At 68.5% G+C, this 14,192-nt stretch carries 14 protein-coding genes; 6 read left to right on the plus strand and 8 right to left on the minus strand.

Translation table 11 applies throughout. From position 1 onward, the window contains the following. Positions 1 to 64 precede the first annotated feature (64 nt). The 4 genes from WFI16_RS24465 to WFI16_RS24480 all read left to right on the plus strand — a co-directional run bounded on the left by WFI16_RS24465 (position 65) and on the right by WFI16_RS24480 (position 5,324). Positions 65 to 1,681: an MFS transporter gene (locus WFI16_RS24465; RefSeq protein WP_419900478.1), complete on the plus strand. Its 1,617-nt coding sequence runs from the start codon at positions 65 to 67 to the stop codon at positions 1,679 to 1,681. A 125-nt stretch (positions 1,682 to 1,806) separates the two neighbouring features. After that, complete coding sequence (gene dps / locus WFI16_RS24470; RefSeq protein ID WP_419900479.1) at positions 1,807 to 2,289, plus strand: DNA starvation/stationary phase protection protein Dps; 483 nt, start codon at positions 1,807 to 1,809, stop codon at positions 2,287 to 2,289. Positions 2,290 to 2,462: 173 nt separating this feature from the next. Then, entirely contained in the window at positions 2,463 to 4,436 is a 1,974-nt protein-coding gene (gene parE / locus WFI16_RS24475) for a DNA topoisomerase IV subunit B (RefSeq protein ID WP_419900480.1), read from the plus strand. A 225-nt stretch (positions 4,437 to 4,661) separates the two neighbouring features. Further along, positions 4,662 to 5,324, plus strand: coding sequence for a hypothetical protein (locus WFI16_RS24480; RefSeq protein ID WP_150357574.1), 663 nt, complete (start codon positions 4,662 to 4,664; stop codon positions 5,322 to 5,324). 391 nt (positions 5,325 to 5,715) lie between these two features. On the opposite strand, the gene WFI16_RS24485 is transcribed toward WFI16_RS24480, so the two are convergent. The 4 genes from WFI16_RS24485 to WFI16_RS24500 all read right to left on the minus strand — a co-directional run bounded on the left by WFI16_RS24485 (position 5,716) and on the right by WFI16_RS24500 (position 7,911). Next, positions 5,716 to 6,024: a hypothetical protein gene (locus WFI16_RS24485; protein WP_419900481.1), complete on the minus strand. Its 309-nt coding sequence runs from the start codon at positions 6,022 to 6,024 to the stop codon at positions 5,716 to 5,718. Between the two features lie 877 nt (positions 6,025 to 6,901). Further along, the gene (locus tag WFI16_RS24490; RefSeq protein ID WP_419900482.1) at positions 6,902 to 7,132 is read right to left on the minus strand and encodes a hypothetical protein; all 231 of its coding nucleotides are present in this window, start codon (positions 7,130 to 7,132) and stop codon (positions 6,902 to 6,904) included. Between the two features lie 27 nt (positions 7,133 to 7,159). Further along, a complete protein-coding gene (locus WFI16_RS24495; protein ID WP_419900483.1) occupies positions 7,160 to 7,558 on the minus strand; it encodes a hypothetical protein in 399 nt (132 codons plus the stop codon). Between the two features lie 47 nt (positions 7,559 to 7,605). Further along, complete coding sequence (locus WFI16_RS24500) at positions 7,606 to 7,911, minus strand: hypothetical protein (protein ID WP_419900484.1); 306 nt, start codon at positions 7,909 to 7,911, stop codon at positions 7,606 to 7,608. Positions 7,912 to 8,306: 395 nt separating this feature from the next. Here WFI16_RS24500 and WFI16_RS24505 point away from each other — a divergent pair, with 395 nt between their 5' ends. Beyond that, positions 8,307 to 9,542: an acyltransferase family protein gene (locus tag WFI16_RS24505; protein WP_419900485.1), complete on the plus strand. Its 1,236-nt coding sequence runs from the start codon at positions 8,307 to 8,309 to the stop codon at positions 9,540 to 9,542. Between the two features lie 93 nt (positions 9,543 to 9,635). Here the strand turns inward: WFI16_RS24505 and WFI16_RS24510 are convergent, their stop codons facing one another. After that, positions 9,636 to 9,908, minus strand: coding sequence for a DUF2933 domain-containing protein (locus WFI16_RS24510; protein WP_419900486.1), 273 nt, complete (start codon positions 9,906 to 9,908; stop codon positions 9,636 to 9,638). A 749-nt stretch (positions 9,909 to 10,657) separates the two neighbouring features. Between WFI16_RS24510 and WFI16_RS24515 the strand changes: the two genes are divergently transcribed. Continuing rightward, positions 10,658 to 11,029, plus strand: a complete 372-nt coding sequence (locus WFI16_RS24515; RefSeq protein WP_419900487.1) for a hypothetical protein — start codon at positions 10,658 to 10,660, stop codon at positions 11,027 to 11,029. Positions 11,030 to 11,235: 206 nt separating this feature from the next. Here the strand turns inward: WFI16_RS24515 and WFI16_RS24520 are convergent, their stop codons facing one another. The 3 genes from WFI16_RS24520 to WFI16_RS24530 all read right to left on the minus strand — a co-directional run. Continuing rightward, positions 11,236 to 12,126 carry a CopD family protein gene (locus WFI16_RS24520; RefSeq protein WP_419900488.1) on the minus strand — a complete coding sequence of 297 codons (891 nt, stop codon included), beginning with the start codon at positions 12,124 to 12,126 and terminating at the stop codon, positions 11,236 to 11,238. Then, positions 12,123 to 12,500, minus strand: coding sequence for a copper resistance CopC family protein (locus WFI16_RS24525; RefSeq protein ID WP_419900489.1), 378 nt, complete (start codon positions 12,498 to 12,500; stop codon positions 12,123 to 12,125). Before WFI16_RS24525 ends, WFI16_RS24520 begins: the two co-directional genes overlap by 4 nt. Positions 12,501 to 12,727: 227 nt before the next feature. Beyond that, positions 12,728 to 14,192: copper-translocating P-type ATPase (locus WFI16_RS24530; protein ID WP_419900490.1), on the minus strand; the 1,465-nt coding region annotated here is incomplete at its 5' end.

The following is a 14,192-nucleotide window of genomic DNA, read 5'->3' on the forward strand; positions in this document are numbered from 1 at the left end:
TGACGAAAGGATCTGGACCCGCCTTCCCGCCCCCGCCCGGGCGGCGCGGATCCGCCAGCCGCCCATGAGCACCACCGCCCCGAATCCCTCCGCCTTCGCGCCGCTGCGCCATCCCGCCTTCCGGCTGCTCTGGCTGGCAAACCTGGCCAGCAACACCGGCATGTGGGTGCAGAACACCGGCGCCGGCTGGCTGATGACCAGCCTGGCGCCCTCGCCGATGATGGTCAGCCTGGTGCAGGCGGCCTCCATGCTGCCGGTCTTCCTGCTCGCCCTGCCCTCCGGCGCGCTGGCCGATATCGTCGACCGCCGCCGCTACCTGATCCTGGCGCAGACCTGGATGTGCGCCATGGGCCTGCTGCTCTGCGCGCTGACGGCGACCGGCATGATGGGCCCCTGGGGGCTGCTGGCGCTGACCTTCGCCATCGGCGCCGGGAGTGCGATGAACTTCCCCGCCTGGGCGGCGACCACGCCGGAGCTGGTGCCGCGATCCGACCTGACCCAGGCCATCGTGCTGAACGGCATCGGCTTCAACCTGTCGCGCGCCGTGGGGCCGGCGCTGGGTGGCTTCATCATCGGGCTCGCCGGCACCGAGGCCGCCTTCGCCTTCAACGCGCTCTGCTTCGTCATCCTGATCGTGGCGCTGCTGCTCTGGAAGCGCGAGGCGCCGCGCAGCCGCCTGCCGAAGGAGCACTTCCTGTCGGCGATGCGGGCCGGGGTACGCTTCGTCGGCGCCTCGCCGATCATGCGGCTGATCATCCTGCGCGCCGTCATCTTTTTCTTCTTCGGCGCGGCGATGTGGGGGCTGCTGCCGCTGCTGGTGCGCGACACGCTGGGGCTGGGGCCGGAAGCCTTCGGCCTGATGCTGGCGGTGATGGGGGTGGGCGCGGTCGGCGCCGGGCTGCTGCTGCCGCGCGCGCGCAACGCCATGAGCCGCAGCGACCTGGTGGCGCTGGCCTCGCTGCTGGCCTCGGCCGCGCTGTTCCTGCTGGGCATCGCCGGGCATTGGGCGCCGGCGGCGCTCGGCATGCTGCTCTATGGCGCCGCCTGGATCGGCGCGGCCAGCACGCTGCAGGCGGCGGCCCAGCTCTCTGCCCCCTCCTGGGTGCGGGCGCGCGCCATCGGCATCTACCAGCTGTCCTTCTTCGGCGCCCTGGCCTTCGGCTCCGCCCTGGCCGGCTGGGCCGGCACGGCGGTCGGCGTGCAGCCGGCGCTGCTGACCTTCGGCGCCGCCGGCGCCGTCGCCGCGCTGGTGATGCGGCGCTGGTCGCTGGACAGCCGGCCGGCCGCCGAGGCCGGCACTTCCCTGCTGCCCGAGCCGGAGGCGCCGGCGGCCGAGCTGGCGACGCTGCTCGCCAGCGACCGCGGCCGCGTGCTGGAGATGCTGCGCTACCGCATCGATCCGGCCGATCGCGCCGAGTTCCTGGCCGCCATGGCCGATCTGCGCCGCGTCCGGCTGCGCAGCGGCGCCATGGTCTGGCGGCTCTACGAGGATGTCGCGCATCCGGAACTCTGGGTGGAGATGTGGGCGGTGGAGAACTGGACCGAGCATCTGCGCGAGCTCGACCGGCTGCAGCCGGCCGACCGTGCCGCCATCGCCCGCGCCGCCGCCCTGCACCGCTGTGCTGACGGCCATGCTGCAACCGGGCCCGAGGCCACGCGCTACATCCACCAATCGCCCTGATGCGTCAGGACGCCGGCGCGGCACACCCATGCAACGGCGCGATGATGCGCAGGGCTGACAAGACGGCGCTGAAACCCCAGCCTTAGCTTCAGCGTTTCCCTTGCCCGACCAGGAGGATGTTTCCCATGGCGCTTCGTGCGACCCGCAACGACCTCGGCGAGAATGCCAAGAAGGCCTCGGTCAATGTGCTGAACGGCACCCTGACCGACATGATCGACCTGACCAACTGCGTCCGCATGGCGCATTGGACCCTGCGCGGCCCGAGCTTCATCGGCCTGCACCTGATGCTGGAGGGCTTCTACAACGAGCTCTTCGCCTCGGCCGACGAGGTGGCCGAGCGCCTGGTGCAGATCGGCGGCACGCCGGACGGCACCAGCCAGATCGTCGCCGAGAAGACCCGCCTGTCGCCCTATCCGCAGAAGACGACGGCGCAGCTCGAGCATGTGAAGGAGCTGGCCGACCGCTTCGCCGCCCTGGCGAAGAATGTCCGCGAGGGCATCGACAGCACCGACGAGGCCGGCGATGCCGACACCGCCGACCTGCTGACCGGCCTGTCGCGCGACCTCGACAAGAAGCTGTGGATGCTCGAGGCCCATCTCGAGAAGTGATCCGAGGGCTGCCGGCCGGGCGCCTGCGGGGCCCGGTCGGAAACCTTTGAAAATACGCCAAGGGCCGGATTTTCCGGCCCTTTTTGCTGTCGTGGCGCCACCCCCGCGCATCCCCAGGGTTGCGGCCGCCCCCCCGGCTTCGCTAGGTTGCGGGGCGAGGGTGTGAACAAGACATGAACGATCTTTTCGGCGGCCGTGGTGCCAAGGCTCAGGCCGGGACCTCCTATTCGGCCAAGGACATCGAGGTGCTGGAGGGGCTGGAGCCCGTCCGCCGGCGCCCCGGCATGTATATCGGCGGCACCGACGAGAACGCCCTGCACCACCTGGCGGCGGAGGTGCTCGACAACGCCATGGACGAGGCCGTCGCCGGCCATGCCGACCGCATCGAGATGGTCCTCGACAAGGACAACTGGCTGACCGTCCGCGACAATGGCCGCGGCATCCCGACCGACCCGCACCCGAAATTCCCCAAGCTCTCCGCCCTCGAGGTGATCCTCACCACGCTGCATTCGGGCGGCAAGTTCTCCGGCAAGGCCTATGACACCTCCGGCGGCCTGCACGGCGTCGGCAGCTCGGTGGTGAACGCCCTCGCCGAGCGGCTGGAGGTGGAGGTCGCCCGCGACCGCACCCTGTTCACCCAGGCCTATTCGCGCGGCAAGCCGCTGGCCAAGCTGAAGAATGCCGGCGCGGTGCAGAACCGCCGCGGCACCACCATCCGCTTCAAGCCCGACCCCGAGATCTTCGGCGCGCAGCAGTTCTCGGCCACCCGGCTGTTCCGGCTCTGCCGCTCCAAGGCCTATCTCTACCGCGGCGTCGAGATCCGCTGGAGCTGCGACCCGGCGCTGGTCAAGGACGACACCCCCTCGCAGGCGACGCTGCATTTCCCGGGCGGCTTGTCCGACTTCCTGGCCGCGGCGGTGCAGGGCGCCAGCCTGGTCATCCCGACCACCTGGGCCGGCGAGACCACCTTCCCGCAGGGCGCCGGCCGCGCCGAATGGGCGGTGGCCTGGATCGAGCGCGGCGAAGGTTTTCTCAACACCTACGCCAACACCATCCCGACCCCCCAGGGCGGCACGCATGAGGCCGGCCTGCGCGCCGCGCTGGTCAAGGGCCTGCGCGCCTATGGCGAGCTGAAGAAGGAGAAGCGGGCGGCGAACGTCACCGCCGAGGATGTGCTGGGCGGCATCGCCGGCATGCTCTCGGTCTTCATCCGCGAGCCGCAATTCCAGGGGCAGACCAAGGACAAGCTGACCAGCCCGGAAGCGGCGAAGCTGGTCGAGCAGGGCCTGCGCGACCATTTCGACCATTGGCTGGCCGGCGACCCCGCCACCGCCGACAATCTGCTGTCCTATGTCATCGAGCGGGCCGAGGAGCGCATCCGCCGGCGCGAGGCGAAGGATACGCCGCGCAAGTCCGCGACCCGGCGGCTGCGCCTGCCGGGCAAGCTCGCCGACTGCTCGCGCGACAGCGCCGAGGGCACCGAGCTGTTCCTGGTCGAGGGTGATTCGGCCGGCGGCTCCGCCAAGCAGGCCCGCGACCGCGAGACCCAGGCGGTGCTGCCGCTGCGCGGCAAGATCCTGAACGTCGCCTCGGCCAGCGCCGACAAGCTGCGGCAGAACCAGGAGCTGAAGGACCTGATCGAGGCGCTGGGCTGCGGCGCCGGCGACAAGTTCGACATGGCCCGGCTGCGCTACAACCGCGTCGTCATCATGACCGATGCCGATGTCGACGGCGCCCATATCGCCGCCCTGCTGATGACCTTCTTCTACAAGGAGCTGCCGGAGCTGGTGCGCCAGGGGCGCGTCTATCTGGCGCAGCCGCCGCTCTATCGCCTGGCGACGGCCGGCAAGACGATCTACGCGATGGATGACGCGGAGCGCGAGAAGCTCCTGAAGAAAAGCTTCAAGCCGAACCAGAAGGTCGAGGTCAGCCGCTTCAAGGGCCTGGGCGAGATGCCGCCGGCCTCGCTGAAGGAGACCACCATGGACCCGCGCAAGCGCACCCTGCTGCGCGTCGTCCTGCCGCCGGAGGAGCGCGCCGCCACCTCCGAGCTGATCGAGGCGCTGATGGGCCGCAAGCCCGAGCTGCGCTTCCGCTTCATCCAGGAGAATGCGGCGCGGCTCGACCTGGAAGCCGTCGACGCCTGATTGTAGCCGCGCACCAAACGGGAGACTCCGGCACCATTCGGTAGACCGGACCCTGTGCAAACTATTGATTTTACACGACAAGCCTCGGCGGACATGGTCTTCGCCGAGGCTTTCCTTTTGGCCCATCGGCATTCCTTGCGTCCGCCGAACTCACGAAGTTCGGCCCTCGCCCGAATGCTTTGCCATTTTCCGAAACCTTCCGATCACCCGAGCATTCCTTGGGGCATGGATGAGCCAGACATCTGCAGCCCGATCGAGGAGTCCATCGACCGCCTGGAGCAGCGGCGGGCGGCGGCGCAGGCGCGGCGCCAGGAACTCGAAAGGGATCTTGTCGAGGCCGAGTGCAATGACGCGGATCCGAGTGTGGCGGAGCGTTGCCGCGTTGAGTTCGAGCGTCTCGCCCAGGATGAGGCCCAAGCAGTAGAGGCCGTGCGCTGGTTATGGCGAGTGCATGGGTTCCTAAATGGTTCGCGGAGTTCGGTCGCGCCGCCGAAGATGCTTCGTGCTCTGGAGGCAATGAGCACTCCGGCAGCACAGGCTAGGCTGAACAGGCCGAGCACCAAGACCTCGCGCATCTGCACGATGATCGAGTCGGCGCTGCGTCAGCATGGCCCGCTCCACAGGCAGCGACTGCTCGAGATCCTCATCGCCGACGGTGTGATGGGAAAGGAAGCGCGGCCTATCGACCGGCTGGCGACCATCCTCACCGAGAACCGTCACCTATTCAGCTCGGATGGCCGGGGCACGTACGCTCTCGCCGCAGCCGGGCACATCGAACAGCGCCAAGCCACGGAATTGGCTGGCCTGTCGGGACAGCAGGAACATGCTTGTCCTGCCCTGCCGGTTCAACCAGGAGGTGAACACAGTGTGTACACGCGTCCGTTGTAGAAGAGTGTCGGGGTGAGCGTCGGGCCACCGAGCTGAACAAACGTCGCTCACCGGAGCCACAATGCGACAGGGACGGCCGCGTCGGATCGACACATCCGGAGCGACCGTCCCTGCTGCCAAGCCACGGAACACCTGCAGAATGCCTCTGCTGGGCCTTGGTTGCATGCATGGTACGACGCAGGCTGTTGCGGCATGACCCATGCCCATCGGCCTACACTCTCGTTCAGGATACCGCTGACGGGAACCAGAGGCAGCAAGGAGGGCAGCCACCGGGTCTCGCCCTTCGAGAAGACCGTCCCTGCTTCCAGATCGCAGGACATCCGGGGAATGCCAAGGCTGAAGCTTGGCGTCCCCCATCCGTCTGATTTCCGTCGCAGTATGCCAGCGAATATCAGTCCGTAGTCCGCAAGCCCGACCGGCCTTGCCATTCGCGCCAGTACGCCCGGGCGAGCCACAGCAGCCCGACAACGCCGCCTGCCGTCGTAACCGAGCCGATCACCCAAAAAGCCATGACGGTCGCGGCGTGCCCCACGGTCGCGCCCGGCAGCACGATTCCGTCCAGCCAGCCCGCGGGCATGGGCTCGCCGCCGAAGGCCAGAAGTGCGGCGGCAGGCGCCGCCACAGCCGCCATCTTCAAGGTGTAGGTTGCCAGGCCCATCGTCTGCTCCCGGTATCCGGCATCGAAACGTCCGGGCAGCATAGGAGGTTCATGGGGGCTTGCCAGGACTCGTGTTGCCTTGGAGGAACTGCGACCGCAGGCGCGCGGCCGATGCCCTGCCCACTGCGGGCGCGGCTGGCTGGATGCGCCGGATGGGGCTGAGTGTGGCCGGTGGTTGGCGCGGCCGTGTCACGGGCCTGGCGCCGGGCCGCGCGACATGGCGGCGGAGGATTGGGGCGGCCTTGCCTGGGCGCTGCGACAGGCGGTCGGGCTGCACCTCCCGCGACGCCCAGGCCGTGACGCCGAGCTTGGTTTAGCTGGCGACCTCCTGCCGCGGAACCATCAGCGGCTTACAGTCATCGAAGCCGCGCGACGCCGGGGTGCCGGATGCAAGCCAGACGGCAGCAATGGCACTTGGATACACGCCGGGCGCTGAGGGGGCTAAACTGTCGACTGTCCGCCCGCGCTTCCGAGGAGACGGGCATCTGCAACCTCTACTCGATGACCAGCAATCGGCGGGCCATCCTGAAGCTGACCCGGGCGCTCGATGACCGCACCGGAAACCTCCCTTCCCCGCCCGCCATCTACCCCGACAGGATGGCGCCTGTCGTGCGGCAGGCGGAGGACGGCAAGCGGGAACCGACCACCATGCGCTGGGGCATGCCGGATCCAAGCTATACGGCGGCCACCTGTGACCAACATCCGGAACACCCGCAGCCCGCACTGGCGCCGCTGGCTGGGTCCGGCGCACCGCCGCCTGGTGGCCGTTACGTCCTTCTCAGAGTCGGAGGACACCAAGCCGAAGGGGACGTCAGTGTGGTTCGGGCGTCCGGAGGGGCGGCCCCCTCTTCGCCTTCACCGGCATCTGGACCGACACCCAAGGCCCCGAGTCGAACCAGGTTAGAGGCGAGCACGAGCTTCAGGCCTTCCTGACCTGCGACGCGGGCAAGATGGTGGTCGTCATCCACCCCGAGACGATGCCGGTGCCGTTGACCACGCTGGACGAGATGAACACCGGGCTGGAGACGCCGTGGGAGGTCGCCCGCGAGCTGCGGCGCCCACTGCCGGACGGCGACATGCTCATCGTGTCCAGGGGCAACCGGAAGAGCCAGGCTGAGAGTCGATGGGCGACGGGCGGACGGCGGCTCATGCGACGAACCCGCGTCATCCGAGGAGGTCAGGCCGCGTCCTTCGTGCGGTCGACCTGCTGTTGCGTCCCTGCCTTGCGCTGCGCGAGGAAGGCGCTCTTGACCTCCTCGAAGAAGCTGGGCGGAAGGGTGCCGTAGCGTTTCTGGCCGCGCTTCCCGGGAATGGAGACGAGGCGCGGGCCATGACGGTCGAAGTTGAACTCCGACACGACGACCCACTGCCGGGCCCCGTCCAACCCAGCGATGGTCCGGACCTCAGGAGGTATCTCGACGGCCACCTGACCCTCGCGTGGCGGTTCGTGGCTGATGGCCAAGTACACGGCTTGGCCCGCGCCCAAGGCGAGGATGACGCAGCTCGGGCGCTGCTTTAGCCCCCAGCGATTGCCGCTCGCCTCCTCGCGGGCCCAGAGGTAATCGTAGCGGAACACACCACCCAGGACCTCCTGCGGATCGAAGGGTGGTTCCCCCGGCGCCGTCAGGAGGAGGTCGCGGCTGCCTTAGACCGGCGCGCGGCTTCCAGTTTGCGGTCCAGCTCGGCATGGCGAGGATGCATCGTTGCCGCGGACACCGCCTCGAACAGCCAGTCAGGAGCATCCGCGGTGGCCATCGCGACCTGCTTGGTCACCTTGGTTCTGCGCGGCTGCCTCACCACCTGTGCGGCGTCCTCCACCTTGGACACGCGCACGATCGCGGGCTGGCGGCGAAGAGCAGCCTTGGGCTGCTTCTTTCCCTCCTGGGTGGTCCGCGCTTCTTGCCTCGTGGTGACCAAAGCTTCGCTCATGGCGCGGATTATCGGTCCTCCGGTGGCGGCTTGCAAGGGCTCCCTGGAGCCTCTCACCCAGAGGTGCCCAGACCGCCTAAAGGGCGCAAGCATGTTTAACACGTTGATATGGAACAGATTTTCCTGGAGCTTAGCGCTGCCTGCCTTACCCGGCGGTCTCGCGACGGGGGCGCTGCGGCCGCAGTGCCGGGAGCTACCAGTGGCGGCGCATCACCTTCCCGCCGGTTCAGGCTCGCGGCAGCGTGGGCTGCCGGTACGGACACCCGCGCCCGCCCACCCGTGAACCGCCAAACCAGCCGCAGACACAACTTGTAAGACTGTGTCCGGCGCCAGCCGCTAGAACCTGCGCCACGTGTCTGGCGTCAGGCACATTCACTTGCCGGAAGCATGTCAGCGTGGACCTCGAGAAACATCCCTCCGCCGTGCGCGCCGCCACTGCCACCATCCAAGCGGAACCCGCGCGCATTGAGCGGTGGGACTTCCTGGACCAGCTCCGGGCCATCCTGATGCTGGTCGGCATCCCGTACCATGTTGGCCTCGTCTACGCGGCCCACGCTGTCTGGATCGTGGAGTCGCCGGAGAAGTCTCTCCCGGTGACCTGGGCGCTCCAGTTCAGCCACACCTTCCGCATGCCCGTGTTCTTCCTCATCGCGGGCTTCTTCGCCTCCCTGATGATCCGCAGGCGCGGCGCGGGGCACTGGCTGGCCGGGCGGGCACGCCGCATCGGCATCCCCTTGCTGACGTCCCTGGTCCTGGTCAGCCCGCTGATGGTGCTCGCAAGCGGGGTCGCCGCCGGGGGCGTGGGCAACGCCCTTCCTGCCCTGCTGGCGGAAATGAGCAGCCCGAGCGCCGCCTGGACCGTCCACCTCTGGTTCCTCATCTACCTGCTCATCTACTGCGTGCTGTTCGCCGGACTTTGGCTCCTGGGCAGCAGGTGCGGTATCGGTGCCCTCGTCGGCCGTGCCCAGGACCGGCTGGAGCAGGATCCGTGGCTGGGATGGCTCGGCTTGGCGGCGGTGGGCCTGGTGGTCCTTGCCTGTGCCGTGGTCGCTGCGAAGCTGGAGATGGCGTACCTGATGGGCGGCATCTTCGTGGCGGGCCAGTTCGTGGCCGACGGCCTGATGTTCCTGGTCGGCGCCCTGACAGCTGCCCGCCCGGCGTGGTTCGATGCCTTCACACGCCCGCGCTGGCCAGTTTGGGCAGCCGCACTCGCCACGGCCGTCACCATGGCCGTGTTCCAGGACGACGATGGCGACATGGGCCGCGCCATCACCTACTTCCTGATGCCTGTGGTGGGCGTTCTGTTCGCGCACCTGCTGCTGTCCGCCGCCCGGCTGTGGCTGGATCGTCGGACGCGGCTCTCCGCGACCATGGTGGAGGCGGCGATGACCATGTACCTGGTTCACGTCCCCATCGTCCTCTGGCTGGCCGTCGGCTTCCTGGCCGTCGGATGGCCCGCTGAGGTCGAGTTCCTGCTGATCACCATCATCTCGGCGGCCGCCTCCTACGGCTTCCACCGCCTGGTGGTCCGTCATCCGGCCCTGGCCGTCCTCTTCAACGGCCAAGCCGCCTCCGTGCGCTTCAAGGCGCCCACCATTGTCAAGGCGGAGCCGAGCGGAACGCGGGCGTGAGCAGTCTCGGGGATGCCAGCGCATTCCCCGCGCCAAGCAGTCCCTGGCGGCGCCAGCTCCGCGAGCTACCGCGATGGCTGGAGTACCAGGCCGTCAGCCGCGGCCAGGGCCGAACGAGGAGTTCTTGCCGCGCTCCGCCCCTGGCCTGGCGTCGTCGCGCGCCTCCCCATGCCCGGCGTGTCCGCCGTGGCCATGGTGCATGAACAGGTGCATCAGGGGGCAGGCCAGCAGGAACAGGTACGGCAGCGCGCCGAGGGCGTGCGCGTAGTGCTCCCGGAGAACGTAGAGCGCGACGATCAAGGCGAAGCCGATGACTGCAATGCCCGTCCGGCTGCGCCACCAGGAGGTTTCCGCATGGTCATGCATCCTGGATCTCCTTCCCACATCCGGTTCATGCCCTGCCCTCCGCACCCTGGCCTTGATCTGGAACAACAATCATCGAATGGGCTTGCCCAGCCGAACAGGAGGCTTCCATGGCGACAGCGCGATCAAGCTATGGCCTCGGGAGACGGTGAGCTTTCCCGCTCCCCGTCGGCGCAGCAGTAGGGCCATCTGGATCTGAAAGAAGCCAGCCTGCTCGACGCCATCGCTTTGGCAGACGAGCGAGGGGCGTGGACCACCGTCCAGCGTTACCGCGGTTGCAAGGAAGCGCTCCATCTCGAGGCATCTACCGAACCTTCTGGCGGCCCACATACGTGAACTTTGGGGCCCGCTTGGCCGAAGGGGAGGCTTACGAGGCCGTTCACGGGCAGGGGAGCCTTCGCAAGCCGGACCATCCGCTCAACATACGCATGGACGCGATGATGAAGGCTGCGGGAAAGTCATGGGCGAGTCAGCTCCGAAAGCTGGCCAGGTCCGCCCGGCCCGTCACCACCCGATGCGTAGGCGGTGGTCTCGAGGAGGCCCGACTGCCGGTGGCCGGATGACGGGACTTGCACCGACACTTCTGCCCGCTCCACATGGATCGAGCATCCTCACCTGAGACCAGACGGCCTAGGACATAATTCGTCGCAAGCCAGCGAAAGGGCCGCAATGTTCATCGTCCAAATCTGAAGAGGCAAGAGCGCGAGGCCAGTTAGGCCGCCGCGCATCAACCATCAGATTTGGGAGTTCCCATGTCGAATTCGAAGATTCTTTCGTTTGGTCTGAGTGTTCTACTCCTGGCAGGTCCGGCATTCGCGCAGGAGAGTGCGGGGACGTCGGAGAACCCGACTCGCTTGAGCATTGCGGTGAGTCGTGGAGAGGCTGGAGCTGGTGCTCCGGGCAACAGCCGCTCCGCCAAGGGCGACCCTCTGAGCGTGCCCATGGAGACCAGCGAGCGCACCTTGCCGCCACTCGAGGAAAGCATGGCACTCACTAACAACGCGCCGAGCAGCGACGCCAATCAGCTAAGTTATGATGGTCATCCTTGGAGCCATCATTTGTCTGAACTGCAAATTCGTCCTGACGTCAGCTCTCAGGTTTCAGCTGGCAGCCTCGGGGGCTGAGCGAATCCTCCGTGTGACTGCAAGCGGCCACCGACCGGCCTACCATCTGTCATTGATTAAACAGGGCCGCTCCAGAGGGGCGTGCATCCCCTCCAGATTGGAGGCAGACTTGCCGCGCCCGATCGTGGCAAGTCTGTTCCAATGGCGGCGCTCCGCTTCGGCAAACCAGCGCTTTGTCGAGGCTGGATCCATTGAGACGCCGCTGGCTACATGCCCTCGGGGCGCGGGCTCGTCGACGTCATCTCGGCAACCGCCCAGAAGACCAAAGCCATCACCACGATCTCCCAGCCGATGGAGGCCGCGAGGCGGCCGCCGGAGCCCGGTGCGCCAGCGGCTAGGGCCGGTGTCAGCCGGAAGCGGTGCCAGGCGGCGAAGCCCAGCAAGGCGCCGACCAGCGCGACCTTGCCGAGCAGGGCCCAGCCGTAGGCAGTGGTCACGAGCAGGTCCAGTTGCCCGACCAGCAGCCACGCCAGCGTCCCACCGGCCACCACGAGGCCCGCAACGACCCAGGAGGCCACTCGTGCCCACCCCTCAACCAGGCTGGCGGCCTGCGGACCTGCCTGCCTGGAGGCGATCATGAGGGGCAACAGGCTGCCAGCCCAGAAAGCGGCCGCGAGCAAGTGCACCACCAGCGCGGTCGCCAGCAGCCAGCGTGGCTGGTGCTGGGTGGTGTGGCCGACCTGTGTGAAGCTCACGGCGATTGCCACCACGCCAACGGCAGCAAGCGGCCAAGCGATGCGCCCGGTCCAGGTCGCCAGCGCCATGGTAAGCAGGCCCGCCCAGGTGACCAAAACGGAGATGCCGGGCCGCGAGGCCAGCATCATGTCCCAGACCTCGGCGTCGAACGGGTCACCGTCCGATGCCAGGGCAACCTGGGCCGCCAGCCAGGCGAGGCTGGACGCCAGTCCCGCGGCGACCAGGGCCAGGGTCAAGCGACGGCATGAGGCGACGTCACTGGCCTCCTGCAGGCGCCCAAAGCCCATGGTGAAGATGGCAAGGCCCGCCGCGCCGAGGCACGCCACGTAGTAGGCGAGGCGCAGCGCCACGGAGAGGGCGCGCAGCGGGTCCGACCCCGGCCCCAGCAGTTCGAGGATCACCGGGCCGCGTTCACCGCGAAGCGCACCGCCCCGCTCATGACGTGGCCGTCGTCACCCATCGCGCGCCACTCGAGCCGGTAGGCGCCGGGGCGCAGGGGACCCGCCAGCGTGGCGGTCGCCTGGCTGGACGCGGCCCGGCCGCCCTCGCGGCGCACCTGATGCTCGCGGCCGCTCTCATCGACCAGGCGCAGCGAGGTCACGCGGCAGTCCTCGGTGAAGGCCAGGCTGAGCGTGCGCGGCGATCCGTTCAGCGTCGCGCCGTCGGCCGGGTCGGACGAGTGAAGCATCGCGTGCGCGGAGGCGGCGCCGGGAGCAAGTACGCCAAGGGCGACGGCGAGGATGCCGTGGCGGAGAAAGGTGGAGCGGGAAAGCATGCAAATCTCCTGTCAGCGCTTGCCGTGGACTGCCGCCCGGGCGAACGTCCGACCACATCATTAGGCGGCCGGTGGACGCGCTGCATCTGTTGCAATTCAACAATTTATTGCAGGCATCGTGAGTACTGTCCTTCGCCGGACTTCAGCGGCGGGTCTGCATCCGATGCCCCCGGCCACCCATTTTGGGCGGAGCGAACCGCCAGCTCGGATCCCCCATGCCTCGCCCATCAGATGCGCATGGTCCGCAGGCGCAGCGCGTTGCCGATCACCGAGACCGAACTCAGCGCCATCGCCAAGGCCGCGACGACGGGGCTGAGGAGCAGGCCCAAAACCGGGTAGAGCACGCCCGCTGCCAGCGGCACCCCGGCCGCGTTGTAGATGAAGGCGAAGAACAGGTTCTGCCGGATGTTGCGCATCACCGCGCGAGACAGAAGCCGCGCCCGCGCGATGCCCGCGAGGTCACCCTTCACCAGCGTCACGCCCGCGCTCTGCATGGCGACGTCCGTGCCGGTGCCCATGGCGATCCCAACGTCGGCCTCCGCCAGCGCTGGAGCGTCGTTGACGCCGTCGCCCGCCATGGCGACGACCCTTCCCTTGGCGCGGAGCTCCCGGACGATGCGGTGCTTGTCCTCGGGCAGCACGTCGCCCTGGAACTCTTCGATGCCGAGCCTGCGGGCCACCGCCTGCGCTGTGGTGCGGTTGTCGCCGGTGAGCATGACGATGTGGATGCCGCTGGCGCGCAGGCTCTCCAGCGCGGCGGGCGTGCTCTGCTTGACGGGGTCGGCGACAGCGATGATGCCCCCTGCCCCGCCGTCCACCGCCAGGAACAGCGCCGTGCCGCCCTCTTGCCGGAGTTCGTCAGCCTTGGCGGCCAGACCACCCAGATCCACCCCGAGCTCCTGCATCAGCCGCGCGTTGCCCAGCGCGACCCGGCGCCCGCCGACGGTGCCGGTCACGCCTTTGCCGGTGACGGAGGCGAAGTCGGCAGGCTCGCCGAAGGCAATGCCGCGCTCCTTGGCGGCAGCCACGACTGCCGCCGCCAACGGGTGCTCGCTGGACCGTTCCAGGCTGGCGGCGAGCGGCAGCACCTCGGCCTCGGTTAGACCCGGCGCGGGAACCAGAGCCACGACCTTGGGCTTGCCCTCGGTCAGCGTGCCGGTCTTGTCCACCACCAGGGTGTCGACCTTCTCCATGTGCTCGAGCGCCTCGGCGTTCTTGATGAGCACCCCCGCGGATGCGCCTTTGCCGACGCCGACCATGATGCTCATGGGCGTGGCCAAGCCGAGCGCGCAGGGGCAGGCGATGATGAGCACGGAGACGGCGGCGATCAGCCCGTAGGAGAGCGCAGGCGACGGACCCCAGATCGCCCAGGCGACAAAGGCCATGAACGCGACGGCGATGACGGCGGGGACGAACCAGCCAGCCACCGTGTCGGCCATGCGCTGGATGGGCGCCCGGCTGCGCTGCGCCTCGGCGACCATGGCGACGATGCGCGACAGCATGGTGTCGGAGCCGACCTTGTCCGCCCGCATGACCAGCGCGCCAGTGCCGTTCACCGTGCCGCCGATGACCTTGGCGCCGGGCGCCTTCTCGACCGGCAGGGATTCACCGGTGACCATGGACTCGTCCACGGCGCCGCTCCCTTCCAGCACCGCGCCGTCCACCGGCACGCTCTCGCCGGGCCGCACGCGC

Source organism: Roseomonas sp. USHLN139 (genome assembly GCF_037145735.1).
Lineage (GTDB): Bacteria > Pseudomonadota > Alphaproteobacteria > Acetobacterales > Acetobacteraceae > Pseudoroseomonas.

Coding starts and splice junctions, on each gene's coding strand:
- WFI16_RS24525 (WP_419900489.1), bottom strand. CDS start 12,500: ATGCTTTCCCGCTCCACCTTTCTCCGCCACGGCATCCTCGCCGTCGCC.
- dps (WP_419900479.1), top strand. CDS start 1,807: ATGGCGCTTCGTGCGACCCGCAACGACCTCGGCGAGAATGCCAAGAAG.
- WFI16_RS24490 (WP_419900482.1), bottom strand. CDS start 7,132: ATGAGCCGCCGTCCGCCCGTCGCCCATCGACTCTCAGCCTGGCTCTTC.
- WFI16_RS24515 (WP_419900487.1), top strand. CDS start 10,658: ATGTCGAATTCGAAGATTCTTTCGTTTGGTCTGAGTGTTCTACTCCTG.
- WFI16_RS24500 (WP_419900484.1), bottom strand. CDS start 7,911: ATGAGCGAAGCTTTGGTCACCACGAGGCAAGAAGCGCGGACCACCCAG.
- WFI16_RS24510 (WP_419900486.1), bottom strand. CDS start 9,908: ATGCATGACCATGCGGAAACCTCCTGGTGGCGCAGCCGGACGGGCATT.
- WFI16_RS24465 (WP_419900478.1), top strand. CDS start 65: ATGAGCACCACCGCCCCGAATCCCTCCGCCTTCGCGCCGCTGCGCCAT.
- WFI16_RS24485 (WP_419900481.1), bottom strand. CDS start 6,024: ATGCTGCCCGGACGTTTCGATGCCGGATACCGGGAGCAGACGATGGGC.
- WFI16_RS24480 (WP_150357574.1), top strand. CDS start 4,662: ATGGATGAGCCAGACATCTGCAGCCCGATCGAGGAGTCCATCGACCGC.
- parE (WP_419900480.1), top strand. CDS start 2,463: ATGAACGATCTTTTCGGCGGCCGTGGTGCCAAGGCTCAGGCCGGGACC.